We start from the raw sequence: 18,926 nt of genomic DNA on the forward strand, positions 1-18,926 counted from the left end.
CCCGGCATCACTTACCCCTGCCCGCCCCGACCCGCCGCCGGCGGTGCCTTCCGGAGGCCCGGGCGGGGCGGCTTCGACCCGTCCGGCTGCGAACGGCGCAGGGTGAACAGATGCTGCCTGGCGGTGCCGCCGGCGAGCGCTGCGCCCAGGAATGCTGTCGCGTCGCGCACCGACGGATCCGGACTCGCGTCGATGTTTCCGGCCGCCCGCACATAATTCCCGAGATCATGCCCGGGTCCCAGCCCGGCCCCCGCGCCCTCAGGGGTGGCCACGGGGTCGGTCAGGGTCACGGTGACCTGATCGCGTCGGTCCGGATTCGGCCTGGCGTCGGCGCCCGGCACCCAGTCCTGGGCGTGCTCCAGGTGAACGCTCCGGACGCCCGGGCCGGCGTCGATGCCGGCCACCGGCGACCCGGCCGTGAGGACGAAGCCCACGTTGTGGTCGGCCAGGAAGGCCGGATCGGCGGCAAGGTTCATGGCGTGGATGCCGCCCTGGCTGTACCCGACCAGCACCACCAAATCCTCCGCGCCGGCGCCGGCTCTCTCGAGGGCCTGCGACACGGCGGCCGAGACGAACGGGCTCCCGCCGGCGACCGCTTCGGCGATGCCGGTCTCATCGAACGGGTTGGCTGTTGCCTCGGCCGAGCCTGCGGCCTGGGTGCCCGGCAAGGCGACCACCCACCCCTTCCGGCCGCCGGGGGCGGACACTTCGAGCACCTCTACCGTGCCGTCGCCGGCGCGGTCCGCGATAGCCGTCCGGTGGAGCAGCCCTGCCAGGGAAGCCGGTGCGGGATCGATGTCCACGGCCGCCGCGGCCACACGTTCAACCTGGATGTCTCTGGCCCGGAGCATTCCGGCTTGCCGCGCCGCGGAGACCAGCAGCGGGGCCACGTGTTCGGTGGCCGGGTTGTTCCACCGGCCGCCCTGCCGGCCATCCCGTAGCAGCATCCCCGCTGCCGGGCCTCCCAGCGCTCCTGCCGGCGCTGCCGGGAACTGCCCGAGCAGCCGTTCGCCTCCCGCCCGGGTCGGCCGGCCCTCGTTGGCGGCCATGCCGAGGGGAACCGTCAGCCACCAGGTGGCCGAGTCGACCGCCTGCAGCCCGGCGGAGACGGCCTGCTCGGTTGCCAGGTAGGTTCCGTGGGCCAACCGCACCTTTCCGGCCAAACCCCCAGCGCTGTCGGCAAGGGCGGCCAACGATCCCGCAGCGGTTGAGACGGCAGCTTCGGCCGCCAGCCTCTCCGGCAGCAATGTCCAGCGCGGATCGGCCAGCAGCATTTGCACCGACAGGAGCTGGCGCCACAGGTCGTCGATGGCATCGGCCGCCGACTCCAGTCGGATTGCTGCAGACGTCAGCTCCTGCCACTCAAACGCGACGCCGCCAATGCCCCCGGCAACCCGATAGCCGGCGTACCGGCGGTGCCCGGTGCCGCCTTCCCACCACCGGGCTCCTTCGGGCAGCCAGTCGGCGTCAGCCACCGGGCATCACCAGCACACTGCGTCCTGGCCCCGGCAGTCACGGCCGGGGGGCGCACAAAGCGGCGGCCGCCGTTTTTGCCGCGCCGGCAGCTGCTTCTGCCGCGCCGACCGCGGCTGCCGCGAGCCTTAGCAGTTCTGCAGCCTCCGCCATCCCGGTGCGGTACTCGTACAGCCGCGCCCTGAAGGCCTTGCCGGCCGGCGAGACCCATGCAGCAGCTGCGCCGGCCAGATCCGCCCGTACGGCCAGCAGTTCCTGCTCACAGGAAAGCAGCCGGCCCGGGGCCAGCCCCCATTCCGGGTCCGGCGGACCGCCCAACCCGGCCTCCGCCGTCGCCGTTTGCCAAAACATCACCGTAACCTCCTTTGCTCTCGACTTCCGACGCTAGGGCCGGCGCCGCCTGCGATGCCCGACGTAAAACGGCCATGTGCACGAGGGAGGACGCAGCGCCGCTGTGCAGGCGAAGTCACGCAGGAAGCGGCGGCAGGGGACATGAAAGAATGGGGCCATGGCTGAAACTTCCCGTGTCCCCCTGGCAGAAGTCACCCCCGCTATCGCACTCGGTCCGTTGGACGGGCGGTACCACCAGGCGGTTGCGCCCCTGGTCGATTACCTCTCCGAAGCCGCGCTGAACCGCGACCGCGTACACGTGGAAGTGGAGTGGCTGATCCACCTGGCCGGCCAGTCCGTCCTGCCGGGGGCGGGACCGCTGACCGAGGAGCAGCAGTCGTCGCTGCGCAAGATCGTCACCGACTTCGACGGCAATGCCGTGCGCGAACTGGCCGAGATCGAAGCCGTCACCGTCCACGATGTGAAGGCCGTGGAGTACTTCATCGGCCGCCGGCTCAGCCAGATGAGCATCGAGAACCTCACCGCCATGGTGCACTTCGGCTGCACCTCGGAGGACATTAACAACCTCTCCTACGCGGTGGGCGTCAAGGGAGCCGTGGAACAGGTCTGGCTGCCGGCCGCCCGCGCCCTGGTCGAGCAGTTCTCGGCTATGGCCCGGGAACACCGCGAAGTGCCGATGCTCTCCCGCACCCACGGACAGCCTGCCACCCCCACCACGCTCGGCAAGGAGTTGGCAGTCATTGCCCACCGCCTCACCCGCCAGCTGGACCGGATCGCCCGGACCGAGTACCTGGGCAAGATCAACGGGGCCACCGGCACATACGCTGCGCACTACGCTTCGGTTCCGTCGGCGGACTGGCAGGCCGTTGCGAAAACCTTCGTGGAGGGCCTGGGCCTGACCTGGAACCCGCTGACCACGCAGATCGAGTCGCACGACTGGCAGGCCGAGCTCTACTCCGACATGGCACGCTTCAACCGGATCCTGCACAACGCCTGCACGGACATTTGGAGCTACATCTCCATCGGCTATTTCGCGCAAATCCCGGTGGAAGGAGCCACCGGCTCGTCCACCATGCCGCACAAGGTCAACCCGATCCGCTTCGAAAACGCCGAAGCCAACCTGGAAATCTCCAACGGCCTGCTCGACACGCTGGCGGCCACCCTGGTCACCTCCCGCTGGCAGCGCGACCTCACCGACTCGTCCTCGCAGCGGAACATCGGTGTCGCCTTCGGGCACTCGTTGCTCGCCATCTCCAACGTTGCCAAGGGCCTGGACCGGCTCAGCGTGCCGGCAGACGTGCTGGCCGCGGACCTGGACCAGAACTGGGAGGTGCTCGGCGAGGCCATCCAGATGGTCATGCGCGCCGAGGCCATCGCCGGGGTCGAAGGCATGGAGAACCCCTACGAGCGGCTGAAGGAGCTCACCCGCGGCCACCGCGTCGACGCCGAGCGCATGAAGGAGTTTGTCTCCGGCCTCGGCCTGTCCCCGGATGCCGAGAACCGCCTGCTCGCGCTCACCCCGGCCAATTACAACGGCATCGCCGGCAAGCTGGTGGACCACCTGCGCTGACCCTCCGCCGGTTCTGCCAACGACGGCGCCGGTCGCCTTCCGCGGGGAAGGCGACCGGTCGCCGTCGGGCCGCAGGAGCACGGCCGATCCCCGGGATCAGTGATCCGTCTCACCAAATTCGTCGTTTGTTCACCGGGGGGTCTAGAGTCATTACTACGCCGCGGGGTGGAGCAGTTCGGTAGCTCGCCGGGCTCATAACCCGGAGGTCGTAGGTTCAAATCCTACCCCCGCAACGAATGAAGGCCCTCTGACTAGGGATTATCCCGGTCAGAGGGCCTTTCTTTTGATTGGACACTATTCGGCTCCGTTCTAGACTCCGGTCTAGGTTTGAGCCAGCAAGGCTCTGTATCAAAATGCTCGGCGATCTTGCGTATGAGGAGATGCAGCAATAAGAATCAGGCTCGGTTCCTAATGACGACGATCAGGTCTAGGAACAAGGCTGAGGGTGCGTGGGTGGCGGCCATGACCTACCACTCCGGCAGTTTTGTCTTCCAAGGGTGCCCCTCGGGCAGTCCTACTCTCGGGTCGACGGCGAGTTCGCGGGAACGTTCATGTGCCCGATCCAGGGCCGCGGCTGCCACATGATCCCTCGGGACGCTGAAGGTCCGGGGCGCCGCGGTCGGGACGTCCTGATCGAGCATGACCAGTGCGTACCACTCGTGCTGGGAGAGCGATGGCTGCTGCGAGTTCACACCGAGTGGCCATCGCTCACCGGCGGCCTTTGATCTGATCGACTTGACCTGCATCTCGATGGTCCGCCGCTCGGCCCTTCCGTCTGGACTGCGAGAATGTCGATCCGCTCCAGCCCGTCGCGGGTGAGCGCTGCCGCCCAGCCGTGCCGCGAGCACCGAGCAGACCCAATGCTCCCCCGCGCTCTTGGTCATCTTCTTGTCGCCCACATCCCGGAGCGTAACAGTCCGTTCCTGAAGGCCGTGGTTTACCAGCAGGCATGATGAGACGAACGGCGATACGGCGCATACGTCAGCTGATGCTGAGCGCCGCTTTCTTCATCAGGTTCGCTTTCCCAGGTTTGGTCCGGTCTTAGGAGCGGGTGATTGCCAGTATGCCGGCTGCATGTATTCAGCCGAGAATTGGTAGGGCCGACGGTGCGCTCTCGACCTTGACGAAGGTGCCGGCGTCTACGGACTTCACTTCCCCGTCGATCTGATAGGGCAGGGGCTTGAGCGTAGTGAACTCGTAGCTGCTTACGCTGGGCTGGTCCCCGAGCCCCTGGGTGGTGGCGCGCAGGGCCTTCAACAGGACCCGCCACTTGGACATATGCGGGAAAATGATCACTTCGAACTTTCCATCCGATGGCTCGTCGTCGGCCTCGCTGAGCGTGGCGTACTTCGCCATCTCGGCAATGTTAGCGAAGACGATGCTGTCGAACTTCCGGCGCTTGCCGTCGCTCTGGCGGATCGCGAAGGGCTGAAACTTCGAAAATGTCCGCACCACGGAGAACATCTCCTTGAGGGCGCCTTTGCTCCCCTTTTCCAGATCGATCGCCATCACCGGCGTCAGACCGAATCCGACATAGGAATGCGCGTATTCACCCGGAGCGTCCGGCCCTTGGCCGGTGTGGATGCGCAGCAGGTCGATATGCCGCACCCGGCCCTGGGCGATCGCTTCTGCCAGCGGCATCGTGCCCGTGGTCCGCCGGTGATCATTCGCGTTTCCAGCCGCCATCACAGCACACACCGCGTTCGGGTTGCCGGCCTGCATGACACCGTTGACCACTTCGTTGTACCCGCCGTCACCGCTGACGGACACGATAAGCACGTCGCGGCCTCCGGCAGCCGCCTCACGCGCCAGCGTGACGGCATGGCCGGCATGCCCGGTTGGCTGCAGCCTGATTTCCGGGGCATAGGACAACAGTTCCCTCAGCCCGTCGTGCAACTGCTCTGCCAGCTTCGGTGCATCACCGGTGCTGTTGGGATTAAAGATGATGACAATCGATTCAAAGCTCCGTGCAGAATCCATCACGCACTCCAGTAAAAACTAGTGGATGCCCACCGTGCACCGACCCCGTCGAAAACACAATGCCAGCCCCGGAATCCGCCTCGCCGCCCGGACAGCTGCCATGGACCCACTTCATCATGAACAGGCCACGCATGCCTAGAATCAGCACCCTTTAACCACCAGCCATGAGAACGTCGATAACAGCGCCTATGACTGCCGGAACAGGTTTGACCTACCTACAGGGATCCCCTCGTTTCGGCACGTCGATGTCCACGGCGACACGGATAGTGTGGGAAGGCTCCTGATCCGAGTCGCCCCACACCATCAAGAGGGTTCAGCCTTTGCCGAGTGTGGAACCTGCCTTAGATTTCGCCGTCTTGCTCGTGGAGTTGGAAGCCAATGTCTTTCCGGCCTTGGACAGAACGGCCTTCGAAGGCTTGGAACTCTTTCGCAATAGCCTCACCTCCTCTCCTGGGAGCAAATCAGGCTTCGTGACCGGCTAGGAGGCGGGCGATGCGCAGGACTGACATCATCACAGTGGTGTCCATGTTCGGGATCATCCTGGTTATCGCAGGCCTATTCCTCTCCGGCCATCCGGAGTGGGGCGGATATGTCATTCACAACCTCATGGTTGTCGCCCTCGTGCTGGTCATTGTCCGCACAGTAAAGGATCGCAAAGGCAGCGTATCCGGGCCGGTTGCGGATTCCGGCAGTGTCATCAACGACCTCTACTTGGGCACCACTTACACAGGACCAAGGCACGTCGCTCCCCTCTAGGGAAGCACACAGAATTGGTGCTCGACGACGAAGAGCGGCTGGCCTTTCTGCAGGCACTGGAAAAAGCCGACCCGCGTCCCGGCCGTAGCTCTTCTGAAAAACGATGACGCTGACTCAGCTGGTTGATAGTCAATCTGGGTGGGTGATGATTGCCACCCACAACATAACCGACATTATGTTATGGACTGGCGATGGTAGGAGGTCTTGGGCCAGAAACCTATGCAACTACCTGCCATAAGGTAGCTTATCGGCGTTCAAACAACGGGAGTTGAAGTGGATGCGGGAGCTCCTGGCAGATCGTCTTGCCCCGCACAGTCCGCGGTGGTTGTCCGAAATGCTCAATCGCTCGGGTTTGGCGCATCAGCACTTGCCGCCAGTGCTATTAAGGCGTCGATGTGAGCTCGAAATGCTGCGCGGCCCGTCTTGGTTAAGCTCACCCACGTGCGCGTGCGCTGATCAACCGTTCCCTTGCGCAACATCACGTAACCCGCGGACTGAAGAACCCGCAGGTGCTTACTGAGGGCTGAATCGCTCAGTCCCAGCGCCTCACGCACGACCCCAAATTCAGCCTCGGAGACCTCGGCAAGTACCGCACAGGCACGCAAGCGGGCCGATGCGTGAATTGTGTCGTTAAACCCTTCGGTCACGATGCCCTGCACGAATCGCGCGTTCGAGACGGTCATCCATGAGAGGGCCGAAGATAACGGTCAGTGCAAAGCCTGACACGGCGGCGAGATAAGCCACCCAGGCGTAGGCAACGCCGGCAACAGAAGGCACCAGAACGGCGGTCACCGCCAGCAGGACAAGCAATAGTAAGTAAATTGCGCCAACCCTACGACTGCCGCGATGTGTGTACACATCGAAGACTACCCGCGCCGGAGCCTGCTGAAGCAGCGGCAGCAAACAGAACAGGATGATGGCCGCGACGATGGCTGTCATCCCCCATGCGGAATCCGACTTGCTAAAAGCGATCCCGATAATAAGTGCGGCAACACCAATCCCTTGAGTGGGATAAAGCCACCAGGGCGAACGCACGTGCTCGGCCAGCCGTGCGCTGGGTTCTTCGACAGAAGCCAAAGCTTCCCGCGCTTGTGCCGGAGTTGGACGCTCAGGTCTACTTTCCATATCGGAAACGCTAGTCTTTCCTCGATGGAAAGCCAATAGGAAATACATGATTCCATCCCGTTTTCTCATTCTGAGGACTGATTCGAGACCAGCAGGGCGCGGGGCACAGGCGGCCAAGCGCTCTTCCTTGTCGGCGGCCGTTTCGACAGCGGTGGAGACTGGCTGATGGGGTCCAACCCGCGGCTGGATGAAAACCTCCCGGTGAGGTACATCCAGCAGACCCGCGCTCACGAGGTCCTGGTGCCGCTGATGCCTCGTGAACGACGTCCACACCGCGTGACGAAGCGTCCCTGCCCCGACACCGGACTGAAGCCTGTCGGGCGGCGGGAGAGACGGCCTATTGGGTAGCCAAAGACCGCTACGGCGCGTTCTCCGTCCGCCGCAGTGAGAACGTTGGGCCGATGCGGGTTGGCACCGACGCCGGGACGCCCGGATTGAACCGCCGCGAAGTGTCTGTTGAGGATGCTCAAGCAAGGAGCCTTGCGGCAACCGCACATCTCTTGCCGGATCGGAGTGATTCTGTAGCGCCTACGCATCCTCATGGACAAGGGCCCTTCCAGAAATGCGCCTACGTCGGACATAAAGCACCAAAGCCGGACAGGACGGGTCAGCCCAATAACTGATCCGGTTCCCCCCGGGAGGGACGGGAGGCAGCTCAAGTGAGACGTGTCCGGCTGCGGTAATATAACACGCTACAAGCCGGACATTCCGGTCACAACGCCGAGGAACCCAAGATCAGGCGCGACTGTACGTCGGGGCCAGTTCCATCGGAGGTTCTCGACGAAGAGTCGTTTTTCGCGGGTATGGTTCACGAAGCGCAATGACGACGAGGACTGAATGTCTGCTGACCTTGCTCGCGGCTCGGGTGTTCTAGAGGTCCCTGCAGTCGCGCTGCGTGGAGACGTTTCCTAGGGCGGTGACGCACGTGTTGGACATTTTAGCGGACAACGTATTCCTTACGCTGTTCCTGGTGATTGCGCTGGGCGCGGTCTTGGGTGCCGTTCCTTTCGGCCCCGTTAAATTCGGCGCGGCCGGTGCATTGTTCGTCGGACTCATCATCGGCGCGATCATCCCGGCACCCAACGCCGACCTGGTGATGCTCCAGGACCTCGGACTGGGGCTCTTCGTCTACCTGGTCGGCCTGGAAGCGGGTGAGACCTTCTTTAAGGAGTTCAGGAAGCAGTTCGGCATGATGCTCACGGCCATGGCGGCCGTGGGGATCGGTGCTGGCGCCGCGGTACTTGCCGGTGAACTCCTGAATGTCTCACGTGAATTCGCCGTGGGCGTCTTTGCGGGAGCGCTGACCAATACGCCCTCCCTGGCTCTGGCTCAGGCCCAGACCGGATCCAGTCTTCCGGCTGTGGGTTACTCCCTGGGTTACCCCACCGGTGTGGTCCTGGCGATCCTCATGGTCGCCCTCATCATGGGCCGCAACTGGAAAGCTCCTAAGGACCAGCTCAACCCGGACGATGCCGTCCTGGAAGTGGCCCGTATAAAAGTGCAGAAGCCTGTGAAGGCGCAAGACCTCATTGAGCTCGGAGGCGACCAGGCGCGGATTTCTACGGTGCGCCGCGACAACCGCACCTTGGTTCTCGGACACGATGACCAGCTCGATGTCGGTGATGTCCTCACCGTCTTCGCGACCAAGTCGGCTCTTCCAGAGGTGGTCCGCGCTGTGGGCAGGCGCGTTCCCCGCCGCCTCTTCCGCGATCAGCAGGTTGGCCTGCACCGCTTCACCCTCTCCAACCGGGATATCGCCGGCAATTCCGTAGGGGAGCTGCCGCTGTTCGACCACCACCATTCCCGCATCACGCGCATCCGCCGTGCTGACAGGGAATTCCTCGCTACCCCGGAGACCTATCTGGAAATGGGCGACGTCGTGGAGGTGGCACACCCGGTCGAACGCATCGACGAGCTCACCGGGTACTTCGGCAACTCGATCCGCACTGTGTCGGAGGTGGACCTGGTGGCCGCCGCGGGCGGTCTGGCGCTGGGTTACGCCGCGGCGCTGATCGTCGTTCCCCTCCCCGGCGGCTCCTCGTTCGCCCTGGGGTCGGCAGCGGGCCCGTTAATCATGGGCCTGATCCTCGGTGCGCTGAGGAGCACGAGTGGCATTTTATGGCAGCTTCCCCGACCGGCCAGCGTCACTCTGCGCCAGTTCGGCCTGATGGTGTTCCTGGCCGCCGTGGGCATCGCTTCCGGGCCGGCCTTCGCCTCGACGGCCTTAACATGGAACGGGCTGACCGCTGTGCTGATCGCCGTCATCGTCAGCGTTGCCGCATGCGGCTCGTTGTTCCTGATGACCTGGCTACGGGGCCAGTCTGCCACCCGGGCCAGCGGCGGGGTTGCCGGCCTGTTGGGTCAACCGGCGGTCCTGCAGTTCGCGCTTGGCCGCTCCTCGGACAGCCGCATCATGACCGGTTACAGCACCACGATCACCGTGTCCGTGCTCTTCAAGATCGTTGCCGTTCCATTAATGCTGGCCCTCTAGTACTACAGTCGGGTTTTGCAGGGTGTGCCCGCGGGCCCTGTAGTGGTGTTGTCGTGCGCGTTGTTGGTGTCTTCTGATGAGCGTGCCCCCCTATGCCGTTCCCCCATCAGTCGATGCGAACTGATGCAACGGCGGCCAACAGCGAAAGGAACGATCTTCTGACCCGAAGTACCCGGCCAAATGAGAACCAACGCCGTGCGGGACAGGACACCATCCATCAGCCCCATGAGTGCATTGCGACCGAACAGTTAATAGTCGACAGTGCAAGTCCCCACATCTGGTTGTAAAAGACCAATCGCCCAATCAGCCGGATCACCCGGACGCGCTGCTCATAAGCATCTTCAGGTAGAGGCTGTCCTGCAGATACGGCACGATGAAAGAGAAGTGGGGTGAGGCACGCTCCTGGTCCCTCACTTGGTCATAACGCCCAGTAACTGCCGGGCCGGACGGGTGACAGGACGTCCCCCTCCCTCCCCCGGTGCAGACCCGCGCCACGGTCAGGGTGCTTGCCGCCGGGGAGAAACAGTGCAAGCATTCTGCGGACCCGACGGTAATCTGGGCCATGGCGGTTTCGATCACACCAGAGCAGGATGTCCGCCGGGTTTGGCGCAGGTTTTTCTTGACCGCTTTCCTCCACCGGATCCGCGGCGCGGGGAACGCGCTCTCACTTCGCACGATGCCGGAGACAGGGTGACGGCGCGTGACGTAACGCTGGCCCGTTCAATATCGAAGCAGGCCCAAGCCACTGGCGTCACGCCCCTCCCGGAACTCTTGCGTACGGTGGAGATAGCCATAGACACAGATGCCCCGGAAGCCATCTCGGAAGTTTGGCGAACTGCACTGGGCTACAAGATGCAGGAAGACGGAAGCCTGATCGATCCCTATGGCAGGGGCCCGGCCATTTGGTTTCAGGAGTCCCAGAGTCCCAACATGAATCGTTTACACCTGGATGTCACCGTCCCCTTCAGCGAAAGCGCCCACTCTGGATGCCCTGGTAAGCGTTGGTGCAACACTCGATGATGAACATGCGCCCATGTGGGTAGTTGCCACTGATGCCCAAGGCAACCGGCTATGCATCAGTACTGAAGCCGGACGCGGCGACTAGTGCGGCGCTCTGCCGTTACGGGGGACTCGAGGCCGTCTATCAGCGGGGGGTCTCGTCAGGTTGAAGCCGCTAAGTGTGGGGAACGTGTCGGGAAATCGGCGCAGGGGTCAGTGGTGGCGTTCTGCGTTGCGGGAGATCCGTTGTAACAACGAGGCGAGCAGGAGTTGTTCGATTTCCTCCGGTCCGGCGAGCAGTTCGTGGTCGTGGTTCATGCAGCAGGAGAATTTGGTTGCGACGAGGTCGCAAACTTCCACGGGAACTGCAGCGGCACGACGCGGCCAGCGCGTCCCAGTCCTTGACGCTAAGCCGGTCCGATGTGTAGGTAGCGCCGATCCTAGGCTCGCTCGGCGCCGGTGTCGCGGACGGCTCTGCTACCGCCCGCGCCGTCGTCGTCCGTCGCACGGTCCCGGGACTCATCCATGGGCGTCGGCGCACCATCGTCGGAACGTGCCGTGTCATCGGCGGAGGGACTCGCCGGCGTGAATGAGATGTCGCGCACGTACCGCAGCACGACGATGCCGACCGCCGTGACCGGCGCAGCCAAGAGCGCGCCCGTGATACCGAACAAGGTGCCAGCCACGGTCACCGACGACAGCACGACGGCGGGATGGATATGGAGCGCGCGCCCCACCAGCATCGGCTGGAGAATATTGCTCTCCAATTGCTGGACCAGCAGCACAATGCCGAGCACGATGAGCGCCGTCGTCCAGCCGCCGGAGAGGAGAGCCACAAAGGCAGCCAGCGCACCGCTTGCGATGGCTCCGAGGATCGGGATGAAGGCCGAAAAGAAAATCAGCACCGATAGCGGCAGTGCCAACGGAACGTCCAGGATCCAGAGCCCCAGCCCGATGAACACCGCATCTACGAAGGCAACGGCAGCCTGAGCCAGAATATACCCCGACAACGTCTGCCATGCCTTCACCGAGACCGCCTTTATATGCCTATAAGCACGGGCATTGCTCCAGTGCGCGACCCACGGCAGGAATTTGTCTCCGTCCTTGAGGCTGAAGAAGACGAAGACAACGACCAGCAAAAAGATGATGATCCACGATGTCACCGTTCCCACACCGCTATAGATCCCGGAGGTAATGCCGGAAAGGATGGCCGAGAAGTTCTCCCGCACCTGCTGCAGTCCGGTGTCAATCAACCCGTTTAGATCCACGTTCTGCAGATTGAACGGAGGACCCGTGAAGAAGGCACTGATCTGGGTCAGCGTTTGCCGGGCCTGCTCCACCAGCCCGGAGGTCTCCGACAGCAGGGACGGAATCATCCACCGCATGATGCCGTAGATCACCGCGAACAGGGCCGCGATGATCACCAGCGCCGCCAGTGCGTTAGGCAGCGCTTTCCGCAGCAGCCGGTTGACAGGCCACAGGATACTGCTCAGCAGCAGCGCCAGCAGGATGGGAAAAACTACGGTCCACAAGTAGCCGGCAATATTCCAAAGAACTGCTGCTCCAAGAATGAGGACGATTCCCCCGGCCACCCATTTGACGGCCCCGGCGAATATTCTGGCGAATTCTCCCGATCCTCCCTGCCCTAAGGCTTGGCCGCCCTCGGCTTCGCCCTGCTGGTCGCGGTTTGCTTGCGGCGCCCGGCGCCCACGGTCCTGAGAGGAATCCATACTCTTTATCCTGCCGGAACGCTCCGCTCCGTAGTAGTCATCTGGTGCGGGGCTATTGTGCGGCCGGTCCTGACGCATGAACTGCGACACCACTACTGACGGCTAGAAGAAAGACAACGCCGCGGCTGCGAAACAGATCCGGGCAGCGGTGTGCCCCGTTGTTCTTCAGCTCCGCGAGTACCGCGGTGTCCTGGGCGCATCGGAACGCGATGTGCGTGGTGGCCGAGGCCCGGTCCGGGGCTGTCGGACGGCCGGCCGATAACGCAGGCATTACTCGGGCGCGCAGAGGTGGGATCCGCCCTTGACCACAAAGACATCGCGGGTGTCTGGGCCGATGTGCGGTCTGCCGGGATCGCCCGGCGTGCAGCACGAGGAGGCGGCGGCCTGCCGGGGGTGGCAGGAGCTCCACCGGTCGGCCGTCCGTTCCCATCGTTGCCAATCAGGTCCACGGCTTTCGCAGGCGTTGGCCGGGTAGGCGCCGACCGGGGAGGTCGCCGGCCAGCCATCCTCGGCCGTGTTCCGGTAGGGGAACGGTCCCTGCCAGGTGTTGGCGAGGGCCGGCCGCCCGGGCAGGAAGGACCGGAGCCTCCTCTGCCGTTACCGGTTGGCGATAACAGATGCCTCGGCGAAGTATTCGGCATCGACCATGACGGCGTAACGCTCGGCTTCAAGGGACTTGACCGACTTAAAGTCCCGGCGGCCGCCGGTGCTCCAGTGTCCGATAAAACCGAAGACAGCTCCCCACGCGGCCGCAATAAGCACGCTGCCCAGCAGCACGCTAAGCCAGACAATGCCGGGAATGAAGAGTCCGAACAGCAGGCCTATGAGCAGGCCGAACCAGGCGCCGCCGGCGGCGCCGGCCAACGCGGCCTTCCCCTTGGTCATCCGACCGGTGACCTGTTCCACGCTGCTGATCCCCAGACCGACAATGCGTACGTGTTCGACCGGGAACTTCTCATCCGAGAGCCGGTCCACCATGCGCTGCGCCTGCACATAGTCGCTGAACTCGGCCAGCACAGCCGAAGCGCCCGGCACGGATGTACGGGATTGGTGTTGGAATAATTCGCTGGTCATGTTCTTACCTCCGGTGGTTCTTACGTTTGCGGATAGTCCCAGCCTACCAAGGATAGTTCGGTTAGGCGAACCGAACTATCCTTGGTAGGGTGGCTCCATGGACGATTCTCCTAAAAACAATGAGACCGGCGGTGAACAGCCCACACCGGGGGTTCAGGTCCGCCACGGCTTCGCCTTGCTGCTCCAATGGGCCAGCAGGAAAAAGATCCGCCGATACGTCTTCGGCCCCGAAGCCGAGGACCTCTCGCCCACCGATACGGCACTGCTGGAATACCTGACCAGGAGCGGCCCGATGCGGCTATCCGACCTGGCCGCGCAGTGGGGAGTGAACAAATCCACCATGACCCCGCAAATCCGCCGCCTCGAAGCCAGGGAACTGATCGACCGCCGGCCGGACCCGGCCGACCGGCGCGCGACCCTCCTACAGACATCCGCCGCCGGAATTCAACTGCAACAGCAGATCGGCGCCGCCGGCGCGGCAGCGTTCGATGAAATACTCTCCAGCTGGTCACCGGAAGACAGGGAAATCCTCGGTGCCATGCTGGTCCGCTTCGCCAACGAACTCTCCGCCGCCACGCCCCGGCTCTTCCAAAGCACCGCGGCAGCCCCCAACGACATTCCTCCAGCCCACAACCCGGAAAGAAGCCCCGACCCCTAAACAACCCCCCCGGCCCGAGACTTCCGCGCCGTCTTCGACTCGCGACAGGGCGACGCTCTCCCCCATCCGCTGCCTTGCAATGGGAGATTCCTTTCTACGAAAACGGCCTCGGGGACCTGCCACCCGATGTGCTGGCGGCTGGGCAGTCCGGGGGCTGGCCATTGCCCCGTCCTCGGTGCCACGTCGCGACGCCGTATTGCCACGTGTGTCTCCCGCTCCCGAACTGCTGTCGTCGGGGAGGGCATCTGCGTGCTTGTCCGCCCCGAACCGCTCCCATGAAGCTTTGTGAAGGAATGACTGAATGAGTGAAAGCAACGAAATACGAGAAAGGGTGACGTCCAGCGGCGCGCTCAGGCGGCACACCCCCCTGATCGCGGCCGAGGCCCTTTTCGCGCTCTCTGCACTCAGCGCGCTCATCCGCGGCGAGTCCACCGCAGCCGTCATCCCCGTCGCACTGCTACTGGCCTCGTTCCCGGTTCTGCTGGTGGAGCGGTGGGCGCGCGTTGAGATCCCCGCACGCCTACAGGGGCTGTACGCCGTGCTGCTGCTCGGTGGCCCGTATCTGGGAAGCCAACTGGGTTTCTACGCCATATGGACACCGTGGGACACGGTTGTGCACTTCTACTCCGGATTCGTCGTCGCGCTCGGGATCGTTTTTGCCCTGGGCATCACCGGCCGCCGCCACGGGCTCTCGATGCCGCCCTGGCTCGCGGCGGCGATGATCGTCGCGTTCAGCGGTTTCGTCGCCCTGCTGTGGGAGATCGCGGAGTTCGCCTCCGATGCCGTGCTCGGCACCACCGCGCAGATCACCAACTTCGACACCATGACGGACCTGATCGCCGGAACCGCGTCGGCGATCATCGTGGCGGCCACGCTGTTCCTCGTCCAGCACAAGGGACCGTTCCCCTCCACCGAGGTCCTGACGCAGGGCCCACCACCTCGGCAGATACCCAATGCGCACACCCCGGCCGCGGGCACCCCCCGGAGTGCTCCGGTGACCGAGGGCGCCACACGATAAGACCCGAATCACCGGGCCTGGCAACGGCGGGCCCCGCTGACCGGCACCCCCCGGCACCACGGCGCGCCCGGGGAGGACGAGCACCGATCGCCGCTACATGTCGGGACCACGCACGGTTCATGAGGCCCACGGTCCCCCCGGTCCCTACGGGCAACTGGGCTCCCGAAAGTACATCCGCGCCTTCGCGACGAGTCGCTTGAGCGCATGGGCCGGCCTACGTCGACATCTTCTACTCACACCGCGCCGACGCCGACACTCCGCTCCAAGAGACCATCGGGGCACTGACACCCTGGTCCGGCAAGGCAATGCCCTCGTCGGCATCTCTTCCTACTCAGCAGAACGCACCGCTACAGCGACAGAAATTGCCAACAACCGGGGCACTCCCCTGCTGATCCACCAGCCCGCCTACTCGCTGTTCAACCTTCTCCGGCTCATGCTGCCGAGTCTCGCGCGGTCGTGGTTGGCTCTGCTTTAGTGACCGGCAGGAGACGTAGAAACTGGGAACTTGAGGTTACGGCGCGCAGCAGGGCTTGGGGGTTGTCGTACCTTCCGCTTCGAATGTAGTCGCAGAGCTGGTCCGTGGCTTCCGGGTGCTTTAGGACGAAATCGATCAGACCTGTGCCTTCCTCGACGATGCTGTATCGGGCGTCGTAGATGTCGGTGTATTCGCGGTAACAAGCTGTCAAACCGTGCTTGTCCCCCTCGGTCACAAGCAGTCGCGCCAGGGAGGCGCCGAGACTGGAAATGTTCCGCTGAGCGCCTATGCCGACCTGTCCGGGCCACGGTGAGTGAACGAGCCCGTTGATCAGGCTGATGGCGTCTCGGACTTCTTGTCGCACATTGTGTCCGGCGCTGTCGCGGTCGGTGATGCGGGCGGCCGTGATTTTTCCTGGATTTAACCGTGCCCTCCGGATGCCGCTGTTTGCAACGCGCGCCCGGGCGTGGAAGTAGGTCTGCTCGGCGGTGGTTACCCAAAGTGCGAGCTTGGCCGGGGATCGGCGGTAGTGCCGATACAGGTGCGCGCTGATTAGACCGCGTTCTGCAGGTGAACAGCGGCTGATCACCTCCACGAATGACATCAGGTTCACATGGTCCAGAACGCCGGCGACGGCAATGGCCATGGGGAAGGTCTTGGCGCCGGTCTGACCCCGAAAAGCTGTTGCGAGGAGCTGTCGCCTTTCCGCTGAGATTACAACCGGCGCCTCGTGTGCAATGTCATCGCCCGCGATGCGGCGAACCGGTGAGGAAAGGGCAGCGGATGTGAGCTCCACGACCGGTGCACGGAGGCCGTGCACCGCCTTATAGAAGCGGAATATGTTCCTGTGCCCCTTGTCGCCGGCGTTGTTGGAAACGTGACTCTGCCCGTTCTGCGGTGCGGGTACAGCAGCAGGAGTCGGCTTGTAACGCTCGCCTTTCAACCACTCCAAGGCCTGTACGTCTTTGGTGAAGTACGACACCGGGTAGGAAGGATCATGGACCGCTCGGAAGAACTGCGCGATCGTCCGCTCAACCGGCGAAGTACCCACGAGAGCCATGCGTGTGGCAGGGACGCGGCGCGCGAAGTTAGCCAATGCACGTGAATGGACCGACCTCATTCCGTGCATGTGCACCAAGATGGGCTTGGGCTGATCACTGCTCAGCTTTTCGACTTGCTTTATCGCCTCGAGCGCGTCCGCTTCCCTGATCACGGCGTCGACCGGCCACCGGACAAAAACGATGTCGTCCCGGAACAATTCGACTTGAGGACAGCACCTAGCGTCGGGAAGGCGCAATCGTTCACTGCTTGCCCGCTTGACGGGTGGGGATGGAGCGGGCATTTCTTGGCTTTCTGTCAGTATTTGGTAAAGGATTCCTCGCGAACTTGCAAAGCATAGTCCCTATATTTCGAATACTGCAAAGTTCAACTAATCAGTTTTCTTAGTAATATAGCGAGCATTTTCTTAGCAAGTCCGGCCGTTATAAGAGTGGCTGCAGGTGCGAAACGCGGCCTGTCTCTGTCCGCCTTCGCAGCATGGAAGAATCTGACCCCGCGCCCGCTACTACCGGGAACGACGTAAGCAACGGCAGGACCAAGCCCTGATCGCCCTCGCCAGACCCACTGGGACGCCTGGTCACGATGCGCTCCGCCAAAACTTTCTATCAAGCACCTGCAAGCCGTCAGGGCCAACCGTGCGGCGCCGACCAGCTCCAGCACGGTGGTGAAGATGAGAACGTGGGCGAGGCAGAACAGTCAACCGAGGCCGAGGGTCAGAAGAAAGGTCAGACGGACGGCGACAGTTGAAAAATCCATGTTTTGTCCTTCGAATTTTTCCTGGCAGCGATATTTGCACGGAACCTGGTCCGGGAACCAGCGCCCGCAGCAGTTACGAGGCGTTGGTCTGTTGTGTTTTCAGGCGCCCAGTAGACGGCGTTCGTGGGCGAACGCGACCAACTGGAGGCGGGTGCGGAGTTCGAGCCTCCAACGCACTGCGCAAGTGGGCTTGACGGTGGCTTCAGAGACGAACAGGCAGCGGCCTCGCAGAATGGCGGCCCGTTGTTCTCCCGACCCTGGGCCGAGATTCCTGATGGGACACCCGCGCTATTTCATTTGGAGTCATCCACCGTTACACGCCGTGCACGCCAAACGAACAGAAAGACAAGAGCCAAAAGGATTATCCCGGCCGTCACGCTGATCGGCATCCACGGTACGTCTGATTCGGGCTGTGCAGTAAATTGTTTCCCGGCCTCGGGAAACACCAGTTCTGCTGATGCATCTTCTTCAATGGTTCCGCTTTTCAGGCGAAGATGAGCCTCCCAAGGACCGTTTGGAAGTTCGTTAGCTAAAGGGAATATGACGTCTCCCGTGCTGCCCGGAGTGATGGTTGTTGCCCGCTCCAGAGCCAGGGGTCCTGCTGAGAGACCGCCCGGCCCTTTTTCGAGTTGCAATTCGCCTACGATGTCCACTGCTCGCCCACCGGTATTGGTGACCTCGGCTTTTACCTGCGGCCTCCCGGAGGCATCTCTTGTAGCGGTCAAGGTTCCAATGTCGAAGTCGGCAGGCTTACCGTTGCCCGCGCCGACCGAGAGGTAGATACGGACTCCGACCCGGCTGGCCTGTATGACATTTGTGTCATTGGCCTTCTCGCTTCTTATCTCGGCCCATACCGCGCCGTAGAGTTCCGCCTGGGGGGCATCGGCGGGAACATCGATGGTTACCATGACCATTTTCGATTCACCGGCAGACAGATCCATCTTGTTGCTTTCCAGGGAGATCCAGCTCGTCAACTCGTTTCGCGATGGCTCTTCTTCGCCTGTGAACGTCCCGTTTTCGATTCGGGCTGCGCCGGGGTAAATCCGGACCGATTGATCGGTATCCGAGTTGTTCTGCACTTCGATCCGGCGTTCGATGGTGGTGCCGGGTTTGACGTGGTCAACGATGTAGGAGCGGGCCCTTGGATCGTCCAGGGCGTGGGTGGGAACATCGACTAACCGCAAGCCGATTCCTGTTGGTGCCGGGCTAGGTGCAGTTGTGACGTCTGCGAAGGCGGCAGCGGGATATGCCAGTGCCGCGGCCATCCAGAGCACGAAGACGAGTGCGAGTGGGAAACGTTTCATAGGGGCCATTTCGATAGAGGTGGCAGCAGTCATGTGCCGAGAGTAATGAGGTGTGCTTTTCGTAGGGAGGGTGCGGCGCTTGTCCGGCGCCGCACCCTCCCAAAAAT

Annotated in this window: 17 protein-coding genes, 1 tRNA gene and 1 pseudogene; 8 read left to right on the forward strand and 11 right to left on the reverse strand. The window is 63.2% G+C overall.

All coding sequences use genetic code 11. The features are described from left to right. Positions 1 to 11: 11 nt before the first annotated feature. Positions 12 to 1,475, reverse strand: coding sequence for a hypothetical protein (locus AC5RVD_RS02600; protein WP_494125855.1), 1,464 nt, complete (start codon positions 1,473 to 1,475; stop codon positions 12 to 14). Between the two features lie 37 nt (positions 1,476 to 1,512). Further along, entirely contained in the window at positions 1,513 to 1,824 is a 312-nt protein-coding gene (locus AC5RVD_RS02605) for a hypothetical protein (protein WP_494125856.1), read from the reverse strand. Between the two features lie 157 nt (positions 1,825 to 1,981). Between AC5RVD_RS02605 and purB the strand changes: the two genes are divergently transcribed. After that, on the forward strand, positions 1,982 to 3,394 hold the full coding sequence (purB, locus tag AC5RVD_RS02610) for an adenylosuccinate lyase (RefSeq protein WP_494125857.1): 1,413 nt from the start codon (positions 1,982 to 1,984) through the stop codon (positions 3,392 to 3,394). A 159-nt stretch (positions 3,395 to 3,553) separates the two neighbouring features. Then, positions 3,554 to 3,627, forward strand: a tRNA-Met gene (locus AC5RVD_RS02615). A gap of 234 nt (positions 3,628 to 3,861) precedes the next feature. Here the strand turns inward: AC5RVD_RS02615 and AC5RVD_RS02620 are convergent. Continuing rightward, on the reverse strand, positions 3,862 to 4,086 hold the full coding sequence (locus AC5RVD_RS02620) for a hypothetical protein (protein WP_494125858.1): 225 nt from the start codon (positions 4,084 to 4,086) through the stop codon (positions 3,862 to 3,864). Positions 4,087 to 4,474: 388 nt separating this feature from the next. Beyond that, positions 4,475 to 5,374 (reverse strand): diacylglycerol/lipid kinase family protein, encoded by a 900-nt coding sequence (locus AC5RVD_RS02625; RefSeq protein WP_494125859.1) that lies wholly within the window; start codon positions 5,372 to 5,374, stop codon positions 4,475 to 4,477. A 492-nt stretch (positions 5,375 to 5,866) separates the two neighbouring features. Between AC5RVD_RS02625 and AC5RVD_RS02630 the strand changes: the two genes are divergently transcribed. Next, a complete protein-coding gene (locus AC5RVD_RS02630) occupies positions 5,867 to 6,130 on the forward strand; it encodes a hypothetical protein (RefSeq protein WP_494125860.1) in 264 nt (87 codons plus the stop codon). 338 nt (positions 6,131 to 6,468) lie between these two features. On the opposite strand, the gene AC5RVD_RS02635 is transcribed toward AC5RVD_RS02630, so the two are convergent. Then, the gene (locus AC5RVD_RS02635) at positions 6,469 to 6,789 is read right to left on the reverse strand and encodes a transcriptional regulator (protein ID WP_494112322.1); all 321 of its coding nucleotides are present in this window, start codon (positions 6,787 to 6,789) and stop codon (positions 6,469 to 6,471) included. Beyond that, positions 6,761 to 7,303, reverse strand: coding sequence for a hypothetical protein (locus AC5RVD_RS02640; RefSeq protein ID WP_494125861.1), 543 nt, complete (start codon positions 7,301 to 7,303; stop codon positions 6,761 to 6,763). Before AC5RVD_RS02640 ends, AC5RVD_RS02635 begins: the two co-directional genes overlap by 29 nt. 868 nt (positions 7,304 to 8,171) lie before the next feature. On the opposite strand from AC5RVD_RS02640, the gene AC5RVD_RS02645 reads away from it, so the two are divergent. Together AC5RVD_RS02645 and AC5RVD_RS02650 are read left to right on the forward strand one after the other, a co-directional pair. Beyond that, the gene (locus AC5RVD_RS02645; protein ID WP_494125862.1) at positions 8,172 to 9,746 is read left to right on the forward strand and encodes an aspartate:alanine exchanger family transporter; all 1,575 of its coding nucleotides are present in this window, start codon (positions 8,172 to 8,174) and stop codon (positions 9,744 to 9,746) included. 780 nt (positions 9,747 to 10,526) lie between these two features. Then, positions 10,527 to 10,766, forward strand: coding sequence for a VOC family protein (locus AC5RVD_RS02650; protein ID WP_494126056.1), 240 nt, complete (start codon positions 10,527 to 10,529; stop codon positions 10,764 to 10,766). A 419-nt stretch (positions 10,767 to 11,185) separates the two neighbouring features. Here AC5RVD_RS02650 and AC5RVD_RS02655 read toward each other — a convergent pair whose 3' ends face one another. The 3 genes from AC5RVD_RS02655 to AC5RVD_RS02665 all read right to left on the reverse strand — a co-directional run bounded on the left by AC5RVD_RS02655 (position 11,186) and on the right by AC5RVD_RS02665 (position 13,549). After that, positions 11,186 to 12,475 (reverse strand): AI-2E family transporter, encoded by a 1,290-nt coding sequence (locus AC5RVD_RS02655; protein ID WP_494125863.1) that lies wholly within the window; start codon positions 12,473 to 12,475, stop codon positions 11,186 to 11,188. A 270-nt stretch (positions 12,476 to 12,745) separates the two neighbouring features. Then, on the reverse strand, positions 12,746 to 13,048 hold the full coding sequence (locus AC5RVD_RS02660; RefSeq protein WP_494126057.1) for an SUMF1/EgtB/PvdO family nonheme iron enzyme: 303 nt from the start codon (positions 13,046 to 13,048) through the stop codon (positions 12,746 to 12,748). A 24-nt stretch (positions 13,049 to 13,072) separates the two neighbouring features. After that, entirely contained in the window at positions 13,073 to 13,549 is a 477-nt protein-coding gene (locus AC5RVD_RS02665; protein ID WP_494121432.1) for a general stress protein, read from the reverse strand. 97 nt (positions 13,550 to 13,646) lie between these two features. Here AC5RVD_RS02665 and AC5RVD_RS02670 point away from each other — a divergent pair, with 97 nt between their 5' ends. From AC5RVD_RS02670 to AC5RVD_RS02680, 3 genes and pseudogenes are all read left to right on the forward strand, one after another. Beyond that, complete coding sequence (locus AC5RVD_RS02670) at positions 13,647 to 14,207, forward strand: MarR family winged helix-turn-helix transcriptional regulator (protein ID WP_494125864.1); 561 nt, start codon at positions 13,647 to 13,649, stop codon at positions 14,205 to 14,207. A 301-nt stretch (positions 14,208 to 14,508) separates the two neighbouring features. Next, the gene (locus tag AC5RVD_RS02675) at positions 14,509 to 15,225 is read left to right on the forward strand and encodes a DUF2238 domain-containing protein (RefSeq protein WP_494125865.1); all 717 of its coding nucleotides are present in this window, start codon (positions 14,509 to 14,511) and stop codon (positions 15,223 to 15,225) included. Between the two features lie 136 nt (positions 15,226 to 15,361). Continuing rightward, positions 15,362 to 15,646, forward strand: a pseudogene (locus AC5RVD_RS02680) (aldo/keto reductase); the annotation flags it as partial. 10 nt (positions 15,647 to 15,656) lie between these two features. Here AC5RVD_RS02680 and AC5RVD_RS02685 read toward each other — a convergent pair. Both AC5RVD_RS02685 and AC5RVD_RS02690 read right to left on the reverse strand, forming a co-directional pair. After that, the gene (locus AC5RVD_RS02685; RefSeq protein ID WP_494125866.1) at positions 15,657 to 16,997 is read right to left on the reverse strand and encodes a SpoIIAA family protein; all 1,341 of its coding nucleotides are present in this window, start codon (positions 16,995 to 16,997) and stop codon (positions 15,657 to 15,659) included. Positions 16,998 to 17,808: 811 nt separating this feature from the next. Beyond that, positions 17,809 to 18,852: a hypothetical protein gene (locus tag AC5RVD_RS02690; RefSeq protein WP_494125867.1), complete on the reverse strand. Its 1,044-nt coding sequence runs from the start codon at positions 18,850 to 18,852 to the stop codon at positions 17,809 to 17,811. Between the last annotated feature and the right edge of the window lie 74 nt (positions 18,853 to 18,926).

It is taken from the genome of Arthrobacter sp. THG-b23 (genome assembly GCF_059091265.1).

Bases quoted from the DNA above. Each gene is read 5' to 3' on its own strand.
- AC5RVD_RS02605 (WP_494125856.1), bottom strand. From the start codon at position 1,824: ATGTTTTGGCAAACGGCGACGGCGGAGGCCGGGTTGGGCGGTCCGCCG.
- purB (WP_494125857.1), top strand. From the start codon at position 1,982: ATGGCTGAAACTTCCCGTGTCCCCCTGGCAGAAGTCACCCCCGCTATC.
- AC5RVD_RS02625 (WP_494125859.1), bottom strand. From the start codon at position 5,374: ATGGATTCTGCACGGAGCTTTGAATCGATTGTCATCATCTTTAATCCC.
- AC5RVD_RS02630 (WP_494125860.1), top strand. From the start codon at position 5,867: ATGCGCAGGACTGACATCATCACAGTGGTGTCCATGTTCGGGATCATC.
- AC5RVD_RS02640 (WP_494125861.1), bottom strand. From the start codon at position 7,303: ATGTATTTCCTATTGGCTTTCCATCGAGGAAAGACTAGCGTTTCCGAT.
- AC5RVD_RS02655 (WP_494125863.1), bottom strand. From the start codon at position 12,475: ATGGATTCCTCTCAGGACCGTGGGCGCCGGGCGCCGCAAGCAAACCGC.
- AC5RVD_RS02665 (WP_494121432.1), bottom strand. From the start codon at position 13,549: ATGACCAGCGAATTATTCCAACACCAATCCCGTACATCCGTGCCGGGC.
- AC5RVD_RS02670 (WP_494125864.1), top strand. From the start codon at position 13,647: ATGGACGATTCTCCTAAAAACAATGAGACCGGCGGTGAACAGCCCACA.
- AC5RVD_RS02675 (WP_494125865.1), top strand. From the start codon at position 14,509: ATGAGTGAAAGCAACGAAATACGAGAAAGGGTGACGTCCAGCGGCGCG.
- AC5RVD_RS02690 (WP_494125867.1), bottom strand. From the start codon at position 18,852: ATGACTGCTGCCACCTCTATCGAAATGGCCCCTATGAAACGTTTCCCA.